This window comes from Enterobacter sp. JUb54 (assembly GCF_014298075.1).
Lineage (GTDB): Bacteria > Pseudomonadota > Gammaproteobacteria > Enterobacterales > Enterobacteriaceae > Klebsiella > Klebsiella lignicola.
In genome coordinates, this window is record NZ_CP060418.1 from 1,904,635 (window position 1) to 1,925,198 (window position 20,564).

Here is a 20,564-nt window from a genome sequence, read left to right on the forward strand (position 1 = left end):
ACTGAATCAACGACCCCTGAGGTAAAACCAGGGGTACGACCGCAGTTTTAGCGCAAGCAGCGCAATTCAATGCGCTGCTACGCTCAGCAGCGCTTACTTAAGTGCAATGCGCGCCACGCTATCTTTGCCCTGTGTGGAGCTATCTTCATTAAATGCCTGCTTCAGCGAGACATACAGCGTTTGACCATCCGCCGAGACCAGCAGGCTGTTCGGATTGGTGTCGAAGGACCAGCTGTTTTTCACGGCATAAGTGGTAGCATCAAGCTGCAGCACTTTCTTCGACTCGCGCTGAGATATATAGATCTCATTACGTTTACTGTTGAACTTAATACCCAGCGCATCGCCCGGAAGACGTTTGATTACTTTGCCAGTGTGTTCGTCGAAGACCAGAGTGGCCTTGCCTTTAGAGTCGTCGGTGACGAACAGGCGACCTGTAGACGGATCTTCCGCCATATTCAGGAACAGATATTCCTTTCCATCACCTGCCGTCCAGCGCCGTTCAATTTTGTAGGTCCGTGGGTTAATGACCAAAATTTCACCCGCACCATTAGCGGCATAAACGCGTTCGGTTACCGGGGAGTAAATCAAGCCCGTTACCCATTTACCGGCATTCTTGATGGTCGTTTTCAAGGTGAACGTTTTGGTATCCACCACCGAGATAAATCCAGGATCGGCTACGCGACCCACGAATAATTCGTCTCCCTGCAACAGCATTTCACGTGCACCTGGCACATCGCCATCTTTGTCTTTCTTGCCGCCCAGCATCAGGCGTTTCTGCACCTTGCCGCTCTGCGCATCAACTTGCGACACGCCGCCGTCCAGCGAATTGGTGGTGTAGAAGACGCGACCGTCGTCTGTCATCGCCATACCAAAGTTTTTCAGATCGGTGTGGGTTTCAGCCTGAGTCTCCAGAGTCACGGGGTCGAGGCGGTAAATCATACCGCCATTGACGTTTTTAAAGCCCTGAGCACTGGCGACATACAACGCCTTCTCCGCAGGAGAATAAGCCAGTTCATACAGGCCATCCCCCAGTACACGCTGAGTCAACTGCGTATTGACTGGCTTCACTACGCCGGCAGGCACTTCTGCTTTTTTGGCCGGTGCCTGGCAAGCCGTCAGGCTAATGGCGGCGATGATCGCAGCGGCAAGGGGAACCTGACGCGGGCTGAAAAACAATTTCATTCTTAACTCCATCGATGGAAAAAGGGATCCCGGTAGGTGGCTGCCTTAACCGGAGGACCGAAGAGAGAATGAGAATAATACGCATTAACCAAAATGACGCAAATGTGCGGAAAACCACAGATTCCTGTGCCCTGCCAATTCACAGCATAAACACGTTTTTTAAGCTGAAAACGGCCAAATTTGGCAATGAATTCACGGCGATAAAAGTCTGAACATCGACAACCAACGTGTCGATTTCACTGCTATATATTGATTTACAGTAATTTACATAACTGGTTACACAATTAAATGAGACATTTTTAGTTTTTTTAAAGCAAATGATTATCATTGGCTTTCTCAACAAGTGCGGTTCTTAGCATTAAATGCCGCAGCATCGTGCGTAATACAAAAATATTTGGGCACATGCCGTCGCTGTGACATCCCCCCGCAAAACTTGCGTGAGAAATCGCGCCGCTACGAAACCGCTCTGCGCTGATGCGTTCATTGGGTTGGCCAGACGAGAACGCGTAGCGCTGCACTTAAAAATAAGAATTGACACAACAACACTCTTTTTGGCGGGAAATACTATGTTTTTGGATCGCAGAGAAATCTGTGCGGGTTCGGCCGAGCCACGCCTGCGTAAAACCTTCACCATCTCATTTCTGACCATGGCGATACACGCCTTCCTCAACCCGTCCCTGGCGGCAGAGGAAACGCAAACGCCGGAAGTCATGGTCGTGAATGCCAATGCTGATAGCGACGCCACGGCAGCTCAGGACAAGACCGATTACCAGGTGAAAACCACACGTGCAGGGACAAAACTACTGCTGACACCGCGCGATGTTCCGCAGTCCGTCAGCGTGATCACTCAGCAACGTATGCAGGATCAGCAACTGCAGACGGTCAATGACGTTCTCAATAACACCACGGGCATCACCAGTAATGCGATTGACAGTGAGCGAACCTACTACTTCTCGCGTGGATTTCAACTGAGCAACTTTACCTTTGACGGTATTCCTACCACGGTGGGTGATGCCTGGAACTATGGCGATGCGGCTTCAGACACGGCAATTTATGACCGTATCGAGGTGGTTCGTGGCGCCACGGGCCTGATGACCGGAGCGGGTAGCCCGGCAGCCTCCGTCAATATGGTGCGTAAGCATGCTGACAGCAAAGCGTTTACCAGTTCATTCAGCGCCAGTTACGGCAGCTGGAATAAACAGCGTTATGTCGCCGATGTGTCCACCCCATTAAATGCATCAGGATCGGTGCGCGGCCGCGTCATTGCCGGTTACCAGAATCAGGACAGCTGGCTGGATCGGTATAGTAAAAACACCAAATTCTTCTATGGCGTGGTGGATGCGGATATTACCGATAACACCACGTTATCGCTTGGCTACGATTATCAGGATGCCGATACCAACGATCCCACCTGGGGTGGCAACCCGGTGTTCTACAGCAATGGCGCCCTGACCCATTACTCGCGCAGCCTGAATTCAGCCGCCGACTGGACCTACTATCATACAACCGCGCGCAAAGTGTATGCCGACCTGACACATAACTTTGATAACGGCTGGACGTTCCGCCTGAACGGTACCCATGCTGAAAACACCTTCAGCGATAAGCTACTTTATGTGGGCTATTTGTCATACCCGGATCAGGACACCGGCGAAGGTGCCGATGGTTTTGGCAGCATGGACCGGGGCAAGCGTGAACTGACCTCCGTGGATGGTTACGCCAGCGGTCCGTTTGAGCTGTTCGGGCGTGAGCATCAGTTGATGGCGGGTATGAGCTACAGCCGCCAGCATAATGTGACCAACAGTAGCAACGGCATCACGGATGAAGATGCCGGTGATATTGCCACCAGCGATATCGGCATCTTCAACAATCACTGGAATGGCAATATTGCCGAACCAACATGGGGTGACTGGTATCAGAACGCGGATGACGTAGTGCGCCAGAAATCGGCCTACACCGCGGTGCGTTTCTCCCTGAGCGACCCGCTGTCGCTCATTGTCGGTGCGCGTTATACCAGGTACAGCACCGATGGGACGAGCGGCAATATGGAAAAAAACAACATCACTCCCTACGCTGGCGCGGTGTATGACATCAATGACACCTGGTCTGCTTATGCCAGCTACACCTCTATCTTCCAACCGCAGACCTATCGCGACAGCAGTGGAAAATATCTGGCCCCTGTCACGGGGAAAAGCTATGAAACTGGTCTGAAATCGGCCTGGTTTGACGGCCGCCTCACCGCAACCGTGGCGGTCTTCCGCATAGAACAAAATAATGTTGGTCAGGCCGTTGATGGCAGTTTTGTCAATAACAGCAGCGAGCAGGCTTACGCGCCAACCAAAGGGGCCCGCAGCAAAGGAGCCGAGTTTGAGCTGAACGGTGCACTCACCGATAACCTGCAAATGACCTTTGGCGCGACCCGCTATGTCGCACGTGATTCGGAGGGTCGCTATAACCCGGATCAGCCTCAGACCGACCTGAAATTGTTTACCCGTTATCGCCTGCCGATGCTCCAGGCGCTGACCATTGGCGGGGGAATCAACTGGCGAAACCGTGTGTTTGAGGATGTTACCGCCCCCGATGGCAGCACCCAGCGGGTTTACCAGGGCAGTTATCCACTGGCTAGCCTGTTTGCCCAATATCAGGTTAATAAACAGGTCTCGGTACAGGCTAACGTGAATAACCTGTTTGACCGGACGTACTACACCTATATGAGTGGCTATGTCTACGGTGAGCCGCGTAATGTTTCAGTGACCGTTGCGTATCAATTCTGATAAAAGAAACCTGCAGCGAGGAGTCGTTTGAACAGCGAGTGTTTGCTCCTCGCGCATAGCAGTATTGAAACTAAAAAAGAAAAATGGAGAACGGATTTTTGGACATGACGATAAGTGCTGCGAAGCCTGAACATTTTTCTTCACTCCGCGCCATTGAATTAGCGGCGTTTGAAACACTTCGTGAAGCAGGTGCGGTAACGGGTCAGGCTGTCGCAAATAGCCTAAAGGAATTTCATGATTTCAGCCGAGATGGCCTGCTGCTTGCAGCCTTTGCGGCTGATTTAACCCCTGTAGGGTTCGTTGCTGGTAATTATGAAAACATATGGATGCACATTGCTGAAATTGATGTGCATCCTGACTGGCAGCGTCGCGGAACAGGCAGATTATTAATGCAAGCGATCCTGGTTCATGGGCAGCAACGCGGCCTGGCCGGCGCCACACTCACGACAGATAATATGGCCGCCTTTAATGCCAAATTTTACGCAGCGTTAGGTTTTGAGATTGTGGAAGGACAATCGTGTCCGCCGCACCTGATGATCCAGAAAGCAGAGGAAGTTAAAATGGGTTTCAATCCAGCACGGCGCGTAGCGATGCGTTTGAACTTCAAGGCCATGACAGAGTAATAACCATGACAAGTTCCGCTTCTCGCCCAGTGCAGACCCGCCGCCCTGCCCGCACTCTCCCACATCCCAAAAATGGACGTCGATTCTGTAAACCATTCCAGGCGGTGAAACCGTTTTGTTTATGCTAAAAAGGATCTTCCAGACATTTATGTTGACCACTTCACGGAGCAGGAAATGAGAACGCAGAAGCGATGCATGGGGTATGTGGCCGTCGTGGTTGATGACTACGATCGCGCCATTGAGTATTACACCAACAAGCTGGGCTTTACCCTCGTTGAGGATACGCCGCAACCAGGGAAGCGCTGGGTGGTGGTGACCCCGAATCCGCAAAGCGATTGCAACCTGCTTTTGGCCCGCGCCTCCAACGACAGGCAGGAAAGCTTCATCGGCAATCAGTGCGGCGGACGGGTATTTCTGTTCCTGCAAACCGATGATTTCTGGCGCGACTACAACGCCATGAAAGCAAAAGGGGTTACGTTTTGCGAGGAGCCACGCGAAGAGGAGTACGGCACGGTGGTTGTATTTGAAGACATCTTTGGCAACCGCTGGGATCTGTACCAAAACAAGCAAAGCTAAAGCGCCAACCCCTTTCACTCATCACCAGACCTGCAATGTATTCGAGGATTGATTTCTGTTCAGCCCCATTAAGGAACCCATAATGAATAAGGTGATTCGCAAAAATTATCCTGAATTAGGTGAGGTAAAAGCCCCCTACATTCACTCAGTGAGACATGGCGACACGCTGTATATTTCAGGGCTAACCGCATTTGGCACGCCCGCACAGCAATCAGGTATCGCTGAACAGGCAGAGGAAATATTCAGTCAGATTCGGAAAATCGTCAGCGCCGAGGGAGCTGATTTCTCGTCCCTGATTAAAGTGACCATTTTCATTACCTCTTTTGAAGAGATCAACGCGCTGCGCGAGGTGCTCTACCGACATTACGGCGATCACTTGCCTGCCAGTTCGCTGGTGGAAATCAGCCGCCTCTTTTCACCCGACCTCAAGATTGAGATCGAAACGGTATTTGCCCTCTGATTCATGGCTGATCAGCCTTATAGCCTGATGGGCCCGGCGCTTAATGCGATGAAATAAATACCGACGCTTGCTGGGCTGGCGGAACGGCGAAATGACGCTGCATGCGTTTTATCTCCTCCGCCGGCGGCAGGCCAAATAAGCGTTTAAACTCGCGATTAAATTGAGACGGGCTTTCATAACCGACGGCGTAACTGGCGGCGCTGGCGGTGATCTGCTGGCGCACCATCAGCATCCGCGCCTGGTGCAGGCGGACCGACTTCACATACTGCATCGGCGGCATCCGGGTTATCGCTTTGAAATGGCTATGGAACGTCGGCACACTCATGCCGGCTTCCATCGCCAGCTGCGTCAACGTTAACGGCTCAGCGTAGAGGGCATGGATGTGCTGTAGCACTTTACCGATTTTGCCGAACTGCCCCTGCAAGGCCAGCGCGGCACGCATCGCATTGCCCTGCTCGCCCGTCAGGACGCGGAAATAGAGTTCGCGCACCCGCGCAGGACCGAGGATCGCTGCCTCAAGCGGGTTGTTCAGAACTTCAAGCAAGCGCAGCACCGCCGTTTTTACCGCGTCGTCCATCGGGCTCGACATCATGCTTTGCGGCACAGCAGGAGGCTGCGGGGCGCCATGCTGCTCAATTTGCAACATCAGTTCAGCGGCAAGCTGAAAATTCAGATGCATATAGATCGCCAGCAACGGGTGTTCCGCCGAAGCGTCGGTTTCCATCACAAACGGCACCGGTACCGAAACCGCCAGGTAGTGCTGCTCATCATATAGATAGGTCTGCTGGCCGAAATAGCCGCGTTTGCTGCCCTGGCAGACAATCACGATCCCCGGATCGTACAGCACGGGGGTTCTGGCAAGCGGCCGGTCGGCGCGCAAGATCCGCACATCAGGCAACGCCGTCAGGTTGTACCCCTCCTGCACGGCCAGTGCTTTCATCAAGGTCATCATCCCGGACATCACAGCACCTCATAAAATCAGGCAATAAAAAGAGAAGATTTGGCCTCAAAATACGGCAATACAGAGAATACCATGCAACCTTCACTGTTCATGGGAGTTCTTTTTATGCCATCTGTCAAAACGATTTTAATCACCGGTGTCAGCAGCGGCTTTGGCCAGGCGCTGGCGCAGGAAGCACTCGCCGCGGGACATCAGGTCATCGGGACCGTGCGTAACCACAACGCAAAGCAGGCTTTCGAAGCGCTCGATGCGCATCGGGCTTTTGGCCGCTTACTGGATGTTACGGATGCTGAGCGAATTGCGGAGGTGGTCGCTGAAGTTGAGTCGACCATCGGTCCGGTTGATGTGCTGGTGAACAATGCCGGTTACGGCCATGAAGGCATCATGGAAGAATCCACGCTCGCAGAGATGCGCCAGCAGTTTGAAGTGAATGTGTTTGGCGCAGTCGCAATGATCAAAGCCGTATTACCGGGCATGCGCCAGCGCCGTCGCGGCCATATTATTAATATCACCTCGATGGGCAGTTTTATTACCCTGCCCGGCATCAGCTACTACTGCGGCAGCAAATTTGCGCTGGAAGGCATATCGGAAACGTTAAGCAAAGAGCTGGCCCCGTTCAATATCCACGTGACCGCCGTGGCGCCCGGCTCGTTTCGCACCGACTGGGCCGGGCGCTCAATGGTACGCAGCGCTCGCAGCATCCCGGACTACGATGCCCTGTTCGAACCCATTCGGCAGGCGCGGATGGAAAAAAGCGGCAAGCAGTTGGGCGATCCCGTGAAGGCCGCCCGCGCCATGCTGGCGATCATTGAGAGCCACAACCCACCCACACATTTATTGTTAGGCAGCGATGCATTGAGTTTAGTGCGGCAAAAACTCGCGGCGTTAGAGAAAGAAATTGAGCAATGGGAAACACTGACACGTTCAACGGATAGCGATTCTCAGGCTTAAGCAGAGAGTACTTGAGATAGCCCATTATGCCCGGTAATTCGCATCACCGGGCATAACGTCATTCTTGAACTGCTTTGTAATGTGCTTCCAGCTTATCCAGGAATCCAAAAAGCACCTGATTCATTTCATTGTAATCATGCGCCCGGAGTTCTTCAGGAGTATTAACGAAACGGTATTTTGCGGCACCGCTCAGCTCTTGTTCAGAATTGGCGATCAGCAGTTCAACAACGTCCAATGTAAGCTCCATGTGGCACTGAAAACCAAAGACACGCTCTGAGTATGAAACGATCTGGCGCGGACAACCTTCGCTATAAGCGATAATTTTTGCTTCCGGTGTCAGACCGGGCATGTCGTTATGCCAGTGACCGACTTCAAGCGTTTTCGTAAAATGAGAGAACATCGCATCCTTGCTGCCGTCTTCAGTCAGTGTGATCGGGAATTTACCAATCTCTTTTTCAGGGCTGTGAGCGAATGGCGCACCCAACGCTTCACCGATGAGCTGTGAGCCGAGGCAGATACCGATCACGGCCTTACCCGTTTGAATTGCAGCAACAATCAACGCCTGTTCACCTTTGGAATCAAAGTGCGGGCATGCTTTCAGGGTAGTCACTGGATCTTGCGGACCGCCCATGACGATAAGGAAATCGATGCCCTCGGCGTCTGCTGGCAGCACCTCACCTGCGTACACACGTGAGTACGTCACATCATGACCTTGCTTTCTTGCCCATGTTTCATAAGCCCCTGGAGCTTCGAAACTTTCATGTACGATAAAGTGGACTCGCATTAGGATATGTTCCTGTAATCTCTATGATAATTTGAATTAAAAATCACTCATTCATCCATTAAGGCTATACTGCGGGTGATTCCAACTTCGATCATAATTGCAGGGGCTAAATCTGAAATGCCAGGTAGTATAGATAAGGCGCCAAGACATGATGCAGCAACAGGTTGGTCAAGCACAGCGATAAGCTATCAACGTGGAGAGGCGGATCCTCCACATCATCATGTTGAGGGACAGCTACTGTTTGCCACCAGAGGTGTTATGCTGGTTGAAACAGAGAATGACCGCTGGGTAATACCTCCTCAGCGTGCATTATGGCTACCGCCTCTTCAAATCCATAGCTATCACCTGCTTTCACAAACCGACCTACGGACCATCTATTTCAGCAGCAGCCTCATCGAAGAATGCTCGAACTTTATGAAGAGTAATCAGGTGCATGTGATTACAGCTACGGCACTGGTGAAAGAGCTGATAGCCGGGCTATTCAGTGAGGACTACAACAGACCGAGTCAACGGAAAATGGCGCTGTTGCTTCTGGAAATTCTCAGCGAGGCTCCCCCCTTAACGACAGAGCTTCCAATGCCGCATGATGAGAGATTATTCAGTGCCGCAAGAGAGTTACTGGTTAATCAGCGCTGGGACGCATCGCTGAGTGAGCTTGCTTATATCGCGGCTGTGTCTGAACGTACATTTTCACGATTATTTATTAAAGATACTGGCTTTAGTTACAGAGCCTGGAAGCAGAGAGCCAGAATTTGTGCCTCGTTAGATCTTCTGGCGAATGGCATCCCAATTAAACAGGTTGCTTACCAGCTGGGTTTCTCATGTCCAGCCGCATTTACTGCTGCTTTTCGCTCCATTTTAGATGCAACGCCGCGCGATTTTACTCACCCAGTTACCCTAAAGAGAGAACCATGAGCAACAATCAAGATATTTGCATTGCAGCTGCCATTCTTACTGACGAATCCGGGCGTTGTCTGCTGGTCAGGAAGCGTGGCACGACCCACTTTATTCAGCCAGGCGGTAAAATGGAACCGAATGAATCCCCCGTCGCAGCCCTAACGAGAGAGCTGCAAGAGGAGCTGAATCTTAACCTGATGGGCCAGGACTTTAGCTACGTTGGGCGTTTCACGGACAAGGCGATAAACGAGCCAGGACGCGTCGTTATTGCTGAAATTTATCACAGCGTCCTGACTGCCAGCGATATTCAGCCAGCGGCGGAGATAGAAGAAGTTATCTGGTATCCCACTGACGGTTCGAAATCTCTGTTACTGGCCCCCCTGACAGAAAATCATCTGATGCCTCTGGTGGCAATGCTGCACCAGAATTATTCAGAATCTCTTAGGGAAGGTAACAGAGGCAGTTAATCAGCAATCCATGTTCATTCAAACTGAATGTGAAGGTCCGTTCTTCGTTGTGAGTTCAACTGATGGACGCAACACATTGATTGAACCGCTCTGCGGGTGATTCATAGTCTAGCGTTTTTCTCGGCCTCTCGTTGAGCTGCTTGGCAATACTGTTTAGTCGTTGTTGGCTGTGAACCGATAAGTCAGTTCCCTTTGGAAAATATTGTCTGAGCAACCTGTTCGTATTTTCGTTTGAGCCACGTTGCCAGGGAGATTGAGGATCACAAAAATAAATCTGAATGTCTGTCGCTACAGTAAATCGGGTGTGGCTGGTCATTTCAGCCCCCCGATCCCATGTTAGTGTTTTATAAAGCTCAACAGGTAATTCCCGGGCTTGTCTGATGAGCGCAGATATAACCGTTATGGTCTTGTTGTCTCTGATTTTGGTTAGCATAACAAAGCGGGAATGCCGTTCTACGAGGGTGACGATATAGGAGTTTTTCGAGCCCTGGATCAGATCACCTTCCCAGTGACCAGGTATGGCTCTGTCTGCGGCTTCCGGTGGCCTTTCGCTGATAGGTATCGCATTCGGGATTTTCCCTAATCCTTTCCCTTTAAGTGATGACGTTCGGGATCTACGAACCGCTCTTCCGCTTCTGAGGCATTGCTGCAGCTCTTTTTTTAATGCCCCCCGGGTTTGTATAAAAAGCGTTTTATATATCGTTTCATGTGACACGTGCATTCCCTGATTATCCGGATAACAGCGTTTCAGCCAACCGGCGATTTGTTCCGGCGACCAGTCCTGATGCATCTTCTCTGCGATGATTTTACACAGTGTGGGTCTTTCAATTAGCTTGCAAGGTTTTGGTCTCAGACCATTTTCCCACGCAGCAGTATCCGCTTTTGATGCACGGTATTGTTTTGCACCACCGTGCCTCTTGATCTCGCGGCTAATCGTTGAAGGTGCTCTCGATAGCTTGTTTGCGATCGCTCTGATGCTGATTTTTTCTACCAGCGCTCTGGATATTTCCTCTCTTTCATCAAGTGAAAGAGCTAACGGATGCCGCTTTCGGACAGGGGGACGATATCCACCAGTCTGGTGGATAGTGGGCATAATAGAAGAATGATATCTGTCGAACATTCTGGCGATATCATGCAGGGAATCACCTTGCTTATACCGGTCCCAGATAATCGCTTTCTGTTCTGGCGTGTAGTTAATGCGCGTTCTTCGTTTCATGGCAACGTCCCCCTTGATTAAGGATAGCGTTGCAACGACCCGTTGAACTCACAGTGCATGGCGGACCTTTAGCTGAGTTAGATCGTCCGCTCCGTGCCAGGAGCAGACATTCAACCGATGCAACAACTTCTGGTGAAGATGCTGGCTATAGAAACAACAAAAGCGCCAAAAGGCGCTTTTGTTGTCGGGCAAACACACTACTAAATTCATGTATCTGACCGCATTCTGCATATGTATTATGTAAGTACAGGGAATAACATACGCGTTCATTACGGTAAACTGTACCAGTAGAGGGGGGACTTCGCAACTACACAACAATCTCGCAATTGAAGCCTACATATCTAAGGCTCGACTTAAATCGTACGTTGCTCTAACAAACAATGCCACTCTTGGAGAGTGCATCGGAGCCTATGTCTGGAACAAACGCGTAGGCGCTGCACTTTTTCCCCTCTTGCAATGCCTTGAGGTAACCTTGAGAAACGGCATTCATAATGCAGCCTCTTCCCACTTTAACAACCCTGCTTGGTTTGATCCTTTAACGAAGCTGGCTGGACATGATTATTTTAACTCCTTCATGACTCAATACCCTCATTTGTCAAATAATTTCTATCGAAAAGGCATAAGCAGCGGAAGCCGTCAGAACAAAAAGGTATGGACATCACGGCATGAAAGCATGCTGAAACAAGCAAAAGAAAAGTTGAGCAGTGGTCATAAGCCTCAGCATGCAGATGCAATTGTTGCAGAACTGATGCTTGGCTTTTGGGTTGGCATGTTTGAGAAAAACTATCATGATCTCAATACATCTGATCGATTATGGCCACATTTAGAACCGATGGTTTTTCCAAATTTATTGCCATCAGAGCGCCGACATGGAGGTGTTCATAATAAATCATTACCTATCAAAGAGTTGAGAAATAGAGTTGCACACCATGAACCTATCTGGAAACACGCTTCTGTAGGAAATAGTGTCGCCGCAATCAAAATGCTGACAGCAATAATCGATGATATAGTCTTCTTCATTAATGGAATTAGTCGTGAGCGCGCAGAAATGTTGCATGAATCTGGCATCGAAGGCATGGCTCGAGCAATTTGTCGTAAAGAATCGCTTGATTTTTACCTTACCGGACGGATTTCTAAGGAAATATCGTTAAGACGTTTAAAAAGGGATTTACTCCGCCATATTGAGGGAAAAAGCCTTTTCCCATTTTCATTCAGTAACGCGGGCAAAGAAACGGTCATTCTCAACTTCAATATTTAAACTGATATCATGGATTGTCAGACTAAATTATAGATATGTTGTTTTAGCATTGGGGCTTTAAAAGTTTCCCGCATAACCATATTATTTACATCTAGACTACATATGGCAATCCAACTTCCATTCCTCGCTCAAAGCAGATCTTCACAGCGGTCAGTTAAATGCCAGACTCAGACATAGAAAACAGTAATGGCACTGTTGCGTGATGAAACAGATGACGACCGATAGCTATCTTCGTAAGGTAAGTGATGATTCGAAAGACACCGACGGGGTAATCATGAGCAGATTTCAGGGTAAACGCATACTTATCACGGGCGGTACCAGCGGCATGGGATTCGCAGGTGCGCAGCGTATTGTCAGTGAGGGCGGTCATGTGGCCATCACTGGGCTAAATGAAGAACGGCTTGAACATGCCCGCAGCCTGCTACCTGAGACATCACTTATCCTCAAAAGTGATGCTGCCAGCGAAGCGGATATCAATAAGCTGCAAACAGAGATCAGCCGTTGGGGCTCGCTTGACGGGCTATGGCTTAATGCCGGCTTTGCGGAGGTCGGTTCTCCGGAATCGGTGACGGCTGATGCTTTCAACAACATGATGAATACTAACGTCCGTGGTCCCATGCTGCAGCTGGCCGCGCTCTCCGGCTCACTCAATTCAGGAGCATCTGTTCTTGTAACCTCATCTTCTTCGGTTTATGAAGGTGCCGCAATGACAGGCCTCTATGCAGCAACTAAAGGCGCCGTTGTCGCAATGGTTAAAAGCTGGGCCGCAGCGCTGGCCGTACGCGGTATTCGAGCCAATACCCTGGTCCCCGGCCCGATTGAAACGAACTTCAGACATTTTATGCCGGAAGAATCACGCCAGCAGTTTGAGGATTTTGTTGTCAGCCAGGTCCCTCTTGGCAGGGCAGGAACAGCTGAAGAAGCCGCTGCTGTTGCACTCTTTCTGCTTTCTGATGATGCATCCTACGTAACCGGCAGCCAGTACGCCGTAGATGGCGGGCTTGTGCATTACTAGAGAGCCACCTTCCCCGGCCACAATACGTTTTTAGAGACGACAGGGATATTTTATGACCATCCAGGAAGCAATAACGAATAACGGTGAGCTCGCATACTGGCTGGAGCGCTGGAAGCTCATCCCGGATGGCCCGCCGCTTGCCACGCATACATCCCAGCTTCTCCCGGTAAAAATGGCTGCTGATGGCTTGAAGGCCATGCTCAAAATCACCCACGATGAGTCTGAACGGCTCGGCTGTGCGCTGATGGCGTGGTGGGAAGGGAATGGCGCAGCCCGGGTTATTCATCATGAAAAGGGCGCGATTCTTTTGCAACGCGCAACGGGTTCCGCCTCGCTGTCCATGATGTCCAGAGACGGCCACGACGCCGAAGCCTGCCGCATAATGTGTCGGACCGCCAATCAGCTACATCGCCCCCGCAAGAAACCGTTACCACAGCTTGAGTCTCTTCATGACTGGTTTCGCCCGCTCAAACCAGCGGCGCGAACACACGGTGGAATCCTGACCCGAAGTGCCGACATCGCGGACGCGTTGCTAGCAACCTCGCAGGATGAAGTCGTTTTACATGGTGATTTACATCATGAAAATGTTCTCGATTTTGGCCCGTCGGGCTGGCTGGCGATTGATCCAAAAGGGATTAAAGGTGAGCGCGGATTTGATTACGCCAACATTTTCACCAACCCTGACCTGAGCAATCCGCTTCCGCGAACGGCCGTGGTGCCCGACATATTTAAACAGCGGCTGGAGATCGTCAGCGAGATGGCGGAGTTAGACAGAGAACGACTGCTGATGTGGATAATCGCGTGGTGTGGGCTTTCTGCAACATGGTCACTCGATATTAACGCCCCCATTTCAATTCAATGCCACGTCGCAGAGCTGGCTCTTGTTGAGCTGGACCGGTAAACCTCGCCCCACTGTGAATTCACCGCCCATCGCGAGCCCGCCAGGCGACATTGCGCCAAAGGGGCGTAAAAACGCCTCGTGCGTGTCCTTTCGCTCGCTGTAGCAGCCTGCCCGATATTCACCCTACCCTTTCAACCAAAAGGTGATTTCAAACTCATCATATATGATTTACCATATGTGAATACTAAAGGGAGCGGAGTGAGAAATGCTACAACCTGTTCAGCTTTTCAAAATTCTGGCCGATGAAACACGTCTGGCTATTATCATGCTTCTCCGGGAATCCGGAGAGCTTTGTGTCTGCGACATCTGCGCGGTCACTGCCGAGTCACAACCCAAAATATCGCGACACATGGCGATTCTTCGTGAGTCCGGGCTGGTGCTCGACCGTCGGGAAGGTAAATGGATCCACTATCGCCTGTCCCCCCATATGCCGGCATGGGCCGCGGAGGTGATCGCAACCGCCTGGCAATGCCTGCGGGAAGATGTGCGCGAGCGGTTGGCAACATCGGCCTGTAGCTCCTGCTAAGCAGGTTAATCACATACACATAATCATATATACTGGAGCCCGACATGTTTTTGGCCGCAAGCCTCTTTTTACTGACTCTGGTGCTGGTTATCTGGCAGCCCAGAGGCCTCAGTATCGGCTGGAGTGCAAGTATTGGAGCCGCGCTGGCGTTGGCCACCGGGGTCATCCACGTTGGGGATATCCCCGTCGTCTGGAATATCGTCTGGAACGCGACGGCGGCATTTATCGCGGTGATCATTATCAGCCTGCTGCTTGATGAGTCCGGTTTCTTCGAATGGGCCGCGCTGCACGTCGCCCGCTGGGGAAACGGACGAGGCCGGCTGTTGTTTACCTGGATAGTGCTGCTCGGTGCTGCCGTTGCTGCGCTGTTTGCCAATGACGGTGCGGCGTTGATCCTGACGCCGATTGTCATCGCCATGCTGCTCGCGCTGGGATTCAGCACCGGGACCACGCTGGCCTTTGTTATCGCGGCGGGCTTTATCGCAGACACCGCCAGTTTGCCACTGATTGTCTCTAACCTCGTGAATATCGTCTCGGCAGATTTCTTCAATCTGGGCTTCACCCGGTATGCCTCCGTGATGGTCCCGGTGAACCTGGCCGCCATTGCCGCCACGCTGATCATGCTGCATCTGTTCTTTCGCAAGGATATCCCTGCAACGTATGACGTTACGCTGCTGAAAACGCCGGCCAGTGCGATCAAGGATCCGGCAACGTTCAGGGCGGGCTGGGTAGTCCTGTTATTCCTGTTGGTGGGCTTCTTTATTCTGGAACCGCTGGGGATCCCCGTCAGCGCGATAGCCGCCACCGGCGCGGCGGTGCTTATGGCGGTGGCGAAGAAAGGCCATGTTATTAATACCGGGAAAGTCCTGCGCGGTGCGCCCTGGCAGATCGTGGTTTTCTCGCTGGGCATGTACCTGGTGGTGTATGGACTTCGCAATGCCGGGCTGACGGAGCATCTGTCCTGGGTGCTGAACCATCTGGCCGACAAGGGGTTATGGGCCGCAACGTTTGGCACCGGTTTTCTCACCGCGCTGATGTCGTCGGTGATGAACAATATGCCGACGGTTCTGATTGGCGCACTGTCGATTGACGGCAGCACGGCGACGGGGGTCATCAAAGACGCGATGATTTTTGCCAATATCGTCGGCTGCGATTTAGGCCCGAAAATTACCCCGATTGGCAGCCTGGCCACCCTGCTGTGGCTGCATGTGCTGGCACAGAAAAATATGACTATCACCTGGGGATATTACTTCCGCACCGGCATCATCATGACCCTGCCGGTGCTGTTTGTTACCCTGGCCGCGCTGGCCTGGCGGCTCTCTGTCACTTTGTCGTGAGATACTGAAATGAGCAACATTATTATCTATCACAACCCGGCCTGCGGTACCTCGCGTAACACGTTGGCATTAATCCGCAACAGCGGCGTGGAGCCGGAAGTGATCCTGTACCTTGAAACGCCGCCGACACGCAACGAGTTGGTTACGCTGATTGCCGATATGGGTATCACCGCACGGGAGCTGCTGCGTAAGAATGTCGAGCCTTATGAACAGCTGGGACTTGATGAAGATACGTTTTCCGAAGCGCAGCTGATCGATTTTATGCTTCAGCACCCGATACTGATGAATCGCCCTGTGGTTGTCACTCCCCTTGGCACCCGCCTTTGCCGTCCCTCGGAAAGGGTGCTGGATATTCTTCCCGAAGGCCAGCAAGGCGCGTTTGCCAAAGAGGATGGCGAAGCCGTGGTGGACCACACGGGGAAGCGGGTTAAATGAACGCTCCAGCAGTCCGCACCACATAGGCTACTCACTGACTCCGGCGTTGGCTGAGGAAGTGGTCAAGCCACGGCAGCAGCTGCTTCTTCCGGCTGACCATGCCCGGTTGGTCACATGAACCCACGTTGTTTCCCTCCGGCCCGGCAAAATAGAGTGTGGAGCTGCATTCACGGATATCGGTCACCATCAGGACGATCAGCCCGGCGCCGGTGGTTACCGCCATCTGCGCCATCGCGCTTTGCAGCTCTGCCAGTAAAGGAGCGACCTGCTCGGGTGACCCCACCTCCAGTTGCGCAATCCGCACATCGGTACCGGCGAGCGAAAACGCCTTGAGGTCCTTATTGAGCAACTGCCCGGCAGACTGTCCGCTGATATCGGTTTTGGCAGCCAGCAGCTGGTGAACAAACGACTCACGCGCTACTCCCGCCAGGGCGCAAAGCTCAGTGGCGATACGGATGTCATCTTCGGTGGTCGTGGGTGAGCGCAGATTGACGGTGTCGCTGAGCAACGCGCCAAGCAGCAGGATCGCGTGCGCCGGGCGTATCGTGCGGCGCATCTCTGGATCCATCAGCAGCCAGAGTACCGTTGCGCTGCTCCCAACCGGTTTAACCCACACTTCCGGCGGCAGCTGCGTGACCAGCCCGCCCAGGCGGTGATGGTCGATAACGCCGATGATATTGCTCTGCTGAAGGTCTGCAGGCCCCTGCGCCGGTTCGGTAAAATCCACCAGCCATACCGGTTCATCAATCAGGGGAATATCAAGGAGCGGTGGCAGGGCCAGCCCGGCCGCGTCAAAAATAAAGCGCGTTTCAGGGTTCGCCTCTCCGGGCCGCCACGCCCGGGCCGGACGACCGCAGCGGTTCAGCCAGTCCGCCGTCACGGTGGCAGTGCAGATAGCATCGCTGTCTGGGTTTAGGTGACCAAATACATTAATCAATGGTGTATCCCCGCTTAAGGGAAGTACACAGGCCGGAAAGGATTTTCAACGGCCTGACATACCTCCTGGAAATCAAGAGTCATATCAGGCGTCATCAGCCCCGAACGGGGCGGTTGGGAAAGGTGGAACGCCATCACCTTGCAGGCAAGTATAGGTCAGAAAAACCGGCCTGTCAGCCGCCATGTTGGCTGATAACCCCCGGTTTATCGCTATTTTTTAAGCGTCAGAACCACCAGTACACGCAGGTCTTATAAGGTAAGTTCACCCACGACGAGGTAAAGCAACTTGTTGGCAAAGACCATATCGCAAGAGTCAGTATGGGCCGGGGGTTGATGATGTCGCAGTTGTTGAACCAGGTCACACTTTTCCCCTCCCGAATACACTGGTAAAAACTGTGTGTTACTATTCATCGCGTAAATATCTTTCAACTCAACCCGAGGCTTTGATGCTGGAGAATGTCATCATCTGATAATCAGCTCCCCCGACCTTTTCAGGCCGGACTGATTATCACTGCGCTGAAATCGAATGCGGACACCGCTGTGTGTTTGCACGTTTTGCACATGATGATGAAACAGGTTTTCCAGTATGAATTTATCCCGTCAGGAACAACGTACCTTACACGTACTCGCCAAAGGTGGACGTATTACGCACGTCCGCGATGTATCTGGCCGCGTCACTTCCGTTGAATGCTACAGCCGCGAAGGGCTGCTGCTCTCCGACTGCACGCTCGCCGTCTTCAAAAAACTCAGAACCAAAAAGCTGATTAAGTCCGTGAATGGTCAGCCCTACCGCATCAATACCACCGGATTGAGCCAGGTTCGCGCTCAGCCCGATAACCGTTAAGGAGAGGATAATGGATATCCCACGTATTTTTACCGTTAGCGAAAGTGAACACCGGATCCATAACCCGTTCACACCAGAAAAGTACGCCACGCTGGGCCGCGTGTTACGCATGCCGCCGGATGCACGCATTCTCGATCTCGGCAGCGGCTCGGGCGAGATGCTCTGCACCTGGGCGCGCGATCATGGTATTCACGGCGTCGGCATCGACCTGAGCCCCCTCTTCACCGCCCAGGCGAAGCAGCGCGCGGAGGAACTTGGCGTCAGCGGACAGGTGCATTTTATCCATCACGACGCCGCCGGTTACGTTGCTGATGAGAAATGTGATGTGGCGGCCTGCATCGGCGCGACCTGGATTGCTAACGGCGTCGCCGGGACCATTGAACTGCTGTCAAAGAGCCTCAAGCCCGGCGGGATCCTGCTTATCGGCGAGCCTTACTGGCGACAGATCCCCGCGACAAATGCGATCGCCAAAGCCTGTGGCGTCAGCACCGTGGCCGATTTCCTGCCCCTTCCCGACCTTGTCGCCACGTTTGACGAGCAGGGTTATGACCTGGTGGAGATGGTGCTGGCAGATCAGGAGGGCTGGGACCGATACGAAGCAGCTAAATGGCTCACGATGCGCCGCTGGCTGGAGCAACATCCAGAAGATGACTTTGCACCGGAGGTGCGTACGACGTTAACGACCGCGCCGGAGCGTCATGTCCGCTGGACGAGGGAGTATTTCGGCTGGGGTGTTTTTGCCTTAATGCAGCGGTAATCTCAGATGGCGTGATAGTGCTCAACAACTAAGCCCCGCAACCGCGGGGCTTATCGTAATGCGGCTGGTTTAATCGAAAACACCGTTGATGATTGAGGTCACAATGGCGGTGCTCAACGCAATCAGCACCAGGTCATCGCCAACGGCGCGCCATTCGTAACCCGGATAATAAGGCAAATCGTTGATCATCGACGCTGGTAAGGTTTTTTTGGCAATTCCCGGAGGTAACGGCTTACCGCGTACCAGATTTTTTGCAATACCCGGCGGCAGCGTTTTATATCCGACGAGGCCGTAATTCACCGCAAGCGAACGCGCGCGGGTGAAGCTGATATCGGAGTCAACGTGGTCCGGTTTGCCATAGTTTTTACGGCTACCGTGATCGGCATTCGACTTGCCCTTCTCCTGGCCGTTACTGGCATTGTTACCATTATTGCCCTTGTTACCATTATTGCCGTGATTACCGCTGTTGCCACTATTACCGTGCCCATTGCCGTTGCCGTTGCCGTTGCCGTTGCCTGGGTTTGCATAAACCGGCGCGGCCAGCACGGCGAGGGAGATCATAGCCGCAAGCGCGGTTTTGAGGGTTCGACGCTTTAGCATTCTGTTTATTCCGTGAGGTGAAGTACACGATGAGAATATAGGTTAAGGCAATACCCTTAACAATCTCATGCTTTCTGAATTTTAAACACGTCGCGGACATAGATAGCCGGGATAGCCTGGACAGGCTCCCGGCCAGTACATTCACTGTGATATCGCGAATTCGATAGCCCGGTGGAGCGTGACAACCTGCGCCCGGGTGCACTCCTGCGGCGTAGTCGATGCGCTGTCGGGATAGACTTCCGTGGTCGTGGTAAAGGGCGCGTTGGTCATGCTGGCGCATAAATGCCAGGCGCCGTTGTCATACTCAACCACCCCGTGAGTCACCACCGGATAACCCAGCATGCTGCCTTTCTGGTCTGCCGGGGCAATATGCGTCACCGCTTCCACAGCGGAGATAATTGCGCTCTGGAAGTCCAGCCTGGAGTTGCGCGTATCGCTGACCAGATAATAACCATCCGGCACGCATTCTGGCTCGTACTGTCGGCCATCTCTGGCGGCCAGCGCCGGGCTGAACTCACTTTCATCGCTGTCCGTCGTTTCATGCAAATCGACGTGCACCAGGATGCGTTCTGGTATCTGCGCGATAAATGCCATCAACGTTAACGACTCTTCCGCTTTACCTTCCGGGAAAAACTGCCGGTTGGGATCCACCGCATGGTAGTTCCAGCGGGCAACACGCTCGTACGCCCAGGGGCTGACACAGGGGATAACCAGCAGATTAACCGCGTCGGAATAGTCGTTCTGATAATGGGATAAAAATTCCAGCGCGCCCAGAACGCCGCTGGTTTCGTAACCGTGGACACCGCCGGTAATCAGCGCCACAGGCAGGCTGGGATCCCACGCTTTAGACCTGGCCGCCATTAACGGATAGTGGTCATCGCCATAATGTAGCTCGCCATACTGAACAAGATCGTAGCGGTCATTGAGCGAGTGCAGAACGTCAAGGACATCATTTTTATAGTATCTGACGCGGGTCTGGCGCTCTCGCCACAACTGCTTTTCAGTCTCGGACCAGGGCTGCCCTGGCGTACCGATGGGATAAAACGGTTCAGTTGTCATATTTCACT

Annotated in this window: 22 protein-coding genes and 1 riboswitch; of the genes, 15 read left to right on the forward strand and 7 right to left on the reverse strand. The window is 52.5% G+C overall.

Features of this window, described 5'->3' with window-relative positions; translation table 11 throughout:
• Positions 1 to 93: 93 nt before the first annotated feature.
• Positions 94 to 1,182, reverse strand: coding sequence for a YncE family protein (locus tag HF679_RS08755; RefSeq protein ID WP_123753896.1), 1,089 nt, complete (start codon positions 1,180 to 1,182; stop codon positions 94 to 96).
• A 566-nt stretch (positions 1,183 to 1,748) separates the two neighbouring features.
• Here HF679_RS08755 and fhuE point away from each other — a divergent pair.
• The 4 genes from fhuE to HF679_RS08775 all read left to right on the forward strand — a co-directional run bounded on the left by fhuE (position 1,749) and on the right by HF679_RS08775 (position 5,612).
• A complete protein-coding gene (fhuE, locus tag HF679_RS08760; protein ID WP_187042881.1) occupies positions 1,749 to 3,953 on the forward strand; it encodes a ferric-rhodotorulic acid/ferric-coprogen receptor FhuE in 2,205 nt (734 codons plus the stop codon).
• 104 nt (positions 3,954 to 4,057) lie between these two features.
• Positions 4,058 to 4,576, forward strand: a complete 519-nt coding sequence (locus HF679_RS08765) for a GNAT family N-acetyltransferase (RefSeq protein ID WP_227549960.1) — start codon at positions 4,058 to 4,060, stop codon at positions 4,574 to 4,576.
• A gap of 174 nt (positions 4,577 to 4,750) precedes the next feature.
• Positions 4,751 to 5,152 carry a VOC family protein gene (locus HF679_RS08770; RefSeq protein WP_123753894.1) on the forward strand — a complete coding sequence of 134 codons (402 nt, stop codon included), beginning with the start codon at positions 4,751 to 4,753 and terminating at the stop codon, positions 5,150 to 5,152.
• Positions 5,153 to 5,234: 82 nt separating this feature from the next.
• Positions 5,235 to 5,612, forward strand: a complete 378-nt coding sequence (locus tag HF679_RS08775; protein ID WP_123753893.1) for a RidA family protein — start codon at positions 5,235 to 5,237, stop codon at positions 5,610 to 5,612.
• A gap of 40 nt (positions 5,613 to 5,652) precedes the next feature.
• On the opposite strand, the gene HF679_RS08780 is transcribed toward HF679_RS08775, so the two are convergent.
• Positions 5,653 to 6,573, reverse strand: a complete 921-nt coding sequence (locus HF679_RS08780) for an AraC family transcriptional regulator (protein ID WP_123753892.1) — start codon at positions 6,571 to 6,573, stop codon at positions 5,653 to 5,655.
• Positions 6,574 to 6,678: 105 nt separating this feature from the next.
• On the opposite strand from HF679_RS08780, the gene HF679_RS08785 reads away from it, so the two are divergent.
• Entirely contained in the window at positions 6,679 to 7,524 is an 846-nt protein-coding gene (locus HF679_RS08785) for an oxidoreductase (protein WP_123753891.1), read from the forward strand.
• Between the two features lie 58 nt (positions 7,525 to 7,582).
• On the opposite strand, the gene HF679_RS08790 is transcribed toward HF679_RS08785, so the two are convergent.
• Complete coding sequence (locus HF679_RS08790; RefSeq protein ID WP_123753890.1) at positions 7,583 to 8,308, reverse strand: type 1 glutamine amidotransferase; 726 nt, start codon at positions 8,306 to 8,308, stop codon at positions 7,583 to 7,585.
• A gap of 117 nt (positions 8,309 to 8,425) precedes the next feature.
• On the opposite strand from HF679_RS08790, the gene HF679_RS08795 reads away from it, so the two are divergent.
• Together HF679_RS08795 and HF679_RS08800 are read left to right on the forward strand one after the other, a co-directional pair.
• Entirely contained in the window at positions 8,426 to 9,223 is a 798-nt protein-coding gene (locus tag HF679_RS08795) for an AraC family transcriptional regulator (RefSeq protein WP_123753889.1), read from the forward strand.
• Positions 9,220 to 9,672, forward strand: coding sequence for an NUDIX hydrolase (locus HF679_RS08800; RefSeq protein ID WP_123753888.1), 453 nt, complete (start codon positions 9,220 to 9,222; stop codon positions 9,670 to 9,672). The genes HF679_RS08795 and HF679_RS08800 overlap by 4 nt, the downstream gene beginning before the upstream one ends.
• Positions 9,673 to 9,727: 55 nt before the next feature.
• Here HF679_RS08800 and HF679_RS08805 read toward each other — a convergent pair whose 3' ends face one another.
• On the reverse strand, positions 9,728 to 10,888 hold the full coding sequence (locus tag HF679_RS08805) for an IS30 family transposase (RefSeq protein ID WP_187042672.1): 1,161 nt from the start codon (positions 10,886 to 10,888) through the stop codon (positions 9,728 to 9,730).
• A 337-nt stretch (positions 10,889 to 11,225) separates the two neighbouring features.
• Between HF679_RS08805 and HF679_RS08810 the strand changes: the two genes are divergently transcribed.
• The 6 genes from HF679_RS08810 to arsC all read left to right on the forward strand — a co-directional run bounded on the left by HF679_RS08810 (position 11,226) and on the right by arsC (position 16,360).
• Positions 11,226 to 12,146 carry an Abi family protein gene (locus tag HF679_RS08810; protein WP_261803015.1) on the forward strand — a complete coding sequence of 307 codons (921 nt, stop codon included), beginning with the start codon at positions 11,226 to 11,228 and terminating at the stop codon, positions 12,144 to 12,146.
• Between the two features lie 274 nt (positions 12,147 to 12,420).
• Positions 12,421 to 13,161 carry an SDR family oxidoreductase gene (locus HF679_RS08815; RefSeq protein WP_123755440.1) on the forward strand — a complete coding sequence of 247 codons (741 nt, stop codon included), beginning with the start codon at positions 12,421 to 12,423 and terminating at the stop codon, positions 13,159 to 13,161.
• A gap of 52 nt (positions 13,162 to 13,213) precedes the next feature.
• Positions 13,214 to 14,062 carry an aminoglycoside phosphotransferase family protein gene (locus HF679_RS08820; RefSeq protein WP_154143638.1) on the forward strand — a complete coding sequence of 283 codons (849 nt, stop codon included), beginning with the start codon at positions 13,214 to 13,216 and terminating at the stop codon, positions 14,060 to 14,062.
• Positions 14,063 to 14,267: 205 nt separating this feature from the next.
• Positions 14,268 to 14,588, forward strand: a complete 321-nt coding sequence (locus HF679_RS08825) for a metalloregulator ArsR/SmtB family transcription factor (protein WP_123753885.1) — start codon at positions 14,268 to 14,270, stop codon at positions 14,586 to 14,588.
• A gap of 44 nt (positions 14,589 to 14,632) precedes the next feature.
• Complete coding sequence (locus HF679_RS08830; RefSeq protein WP_154143637.1) at positions 14,633 to 15,925, forward strand: arsenic transporter; 1,293 nt, start codon at positions 14,633 to 14,635, stop codon at positions 15,923 to 15,925.
• A gap of 9 nt (positions 15,926 to 15,934) precedes the next feature.
• Positions 15,935 to 16,360: a glutaredoxin-dependent arsenate reductase gene (gene arsC, locus HF679_RS08835; RefSeq protein WP_123753883.1), complete on the forward strand. Its 426-nt coding sequence runs from the start codon at positions 15,935 to 15,937 to the stop codon at positions 16,358 to 16,360.
• 31 nt (positions 16,361 to 16,391) lie between these two features.
• On the opposite strand, the gene HF679_RS08840 is transcribed toward arsC, so the two are convergent.
• Positions 16,392 to 17,297: a DHHA2 domain-containing protein gene (locus tag HF679_RS08840; protein ID WP_123753882.1), complete on the reverse strand. Its 906-nt coding sequence runs from the start codon at positions 17,295 to 17,297 to the stop codon at positions 16,392 to 16,394.
• Positions 17,298 to 17,375: 78 nt separating this feature from the next.
• A riboswitch (Fluoride riboswitch) is annotated at positions 17,376 to 17,444 on the reverse strand.
• 438 nt (positions 17,445 to 17,882) lie between these two features.
• Here HF679_RS08840 and HF679_RS08845 point away from each other — a divergent pair.
• Together HF679_RS08845 and HF679_RS08850 are read left to right on the forward strand one after the other, a co-directional pair.
• A complete protein-coding gene (locus tag HF679_RS08845) occupies positions 17,883 to 18,140 on the forward strand; it encodes a YjhX family toxin (RefSeq protein WP_123753881.1) in 258 nt (85 codons plus the stop codon).
• Positions 18,141 to 18,150: 10 nt separating this feature from the next.
• Entirely contained in the window at positions 18,151 to 18,897 is a 747-nt protein-coding gene (locus HF679_RS08850) for an SAM-dependent methyltransferase (protein WP_187042882.1), read from the forward strand.
• Between the two features lie 69 nt (positions 18,898 to 18,966).
• Here the strand turns inward: HF679_RS08850 and HF679_RS08855 are convergent, their stop codons facing one another.
• Complete coding sequence (locus HF679_RS08855) at positions 18,967 to 19,497, reverse strand: anti-virulence regulator CigR family protein (RefSeq protein ID WP_154143635.1); 531 nt, start codon at positions 19,495 to 19,497, stop codon at positions 18,967 to 18,969.
• A gap of 141 nt (positions 19,498 to 19,638) precedes the next feature.
• Positions 19,639 to 20,556 carry a M14 family metallocarboxypeptidase gene (locus HF679_RS08860; RefSeq protein WP_123753878.1) on the reverse strand — a complete coding sequence of 306 codons (918 nt, stop codon included), beginning with the start codon at positions 20,554 to 20,556 and terminating at the stop codon, positions 19,639 to 19,641.
• Positions 20,557 to 20,564: the final 8 nt, after the last annotated feature.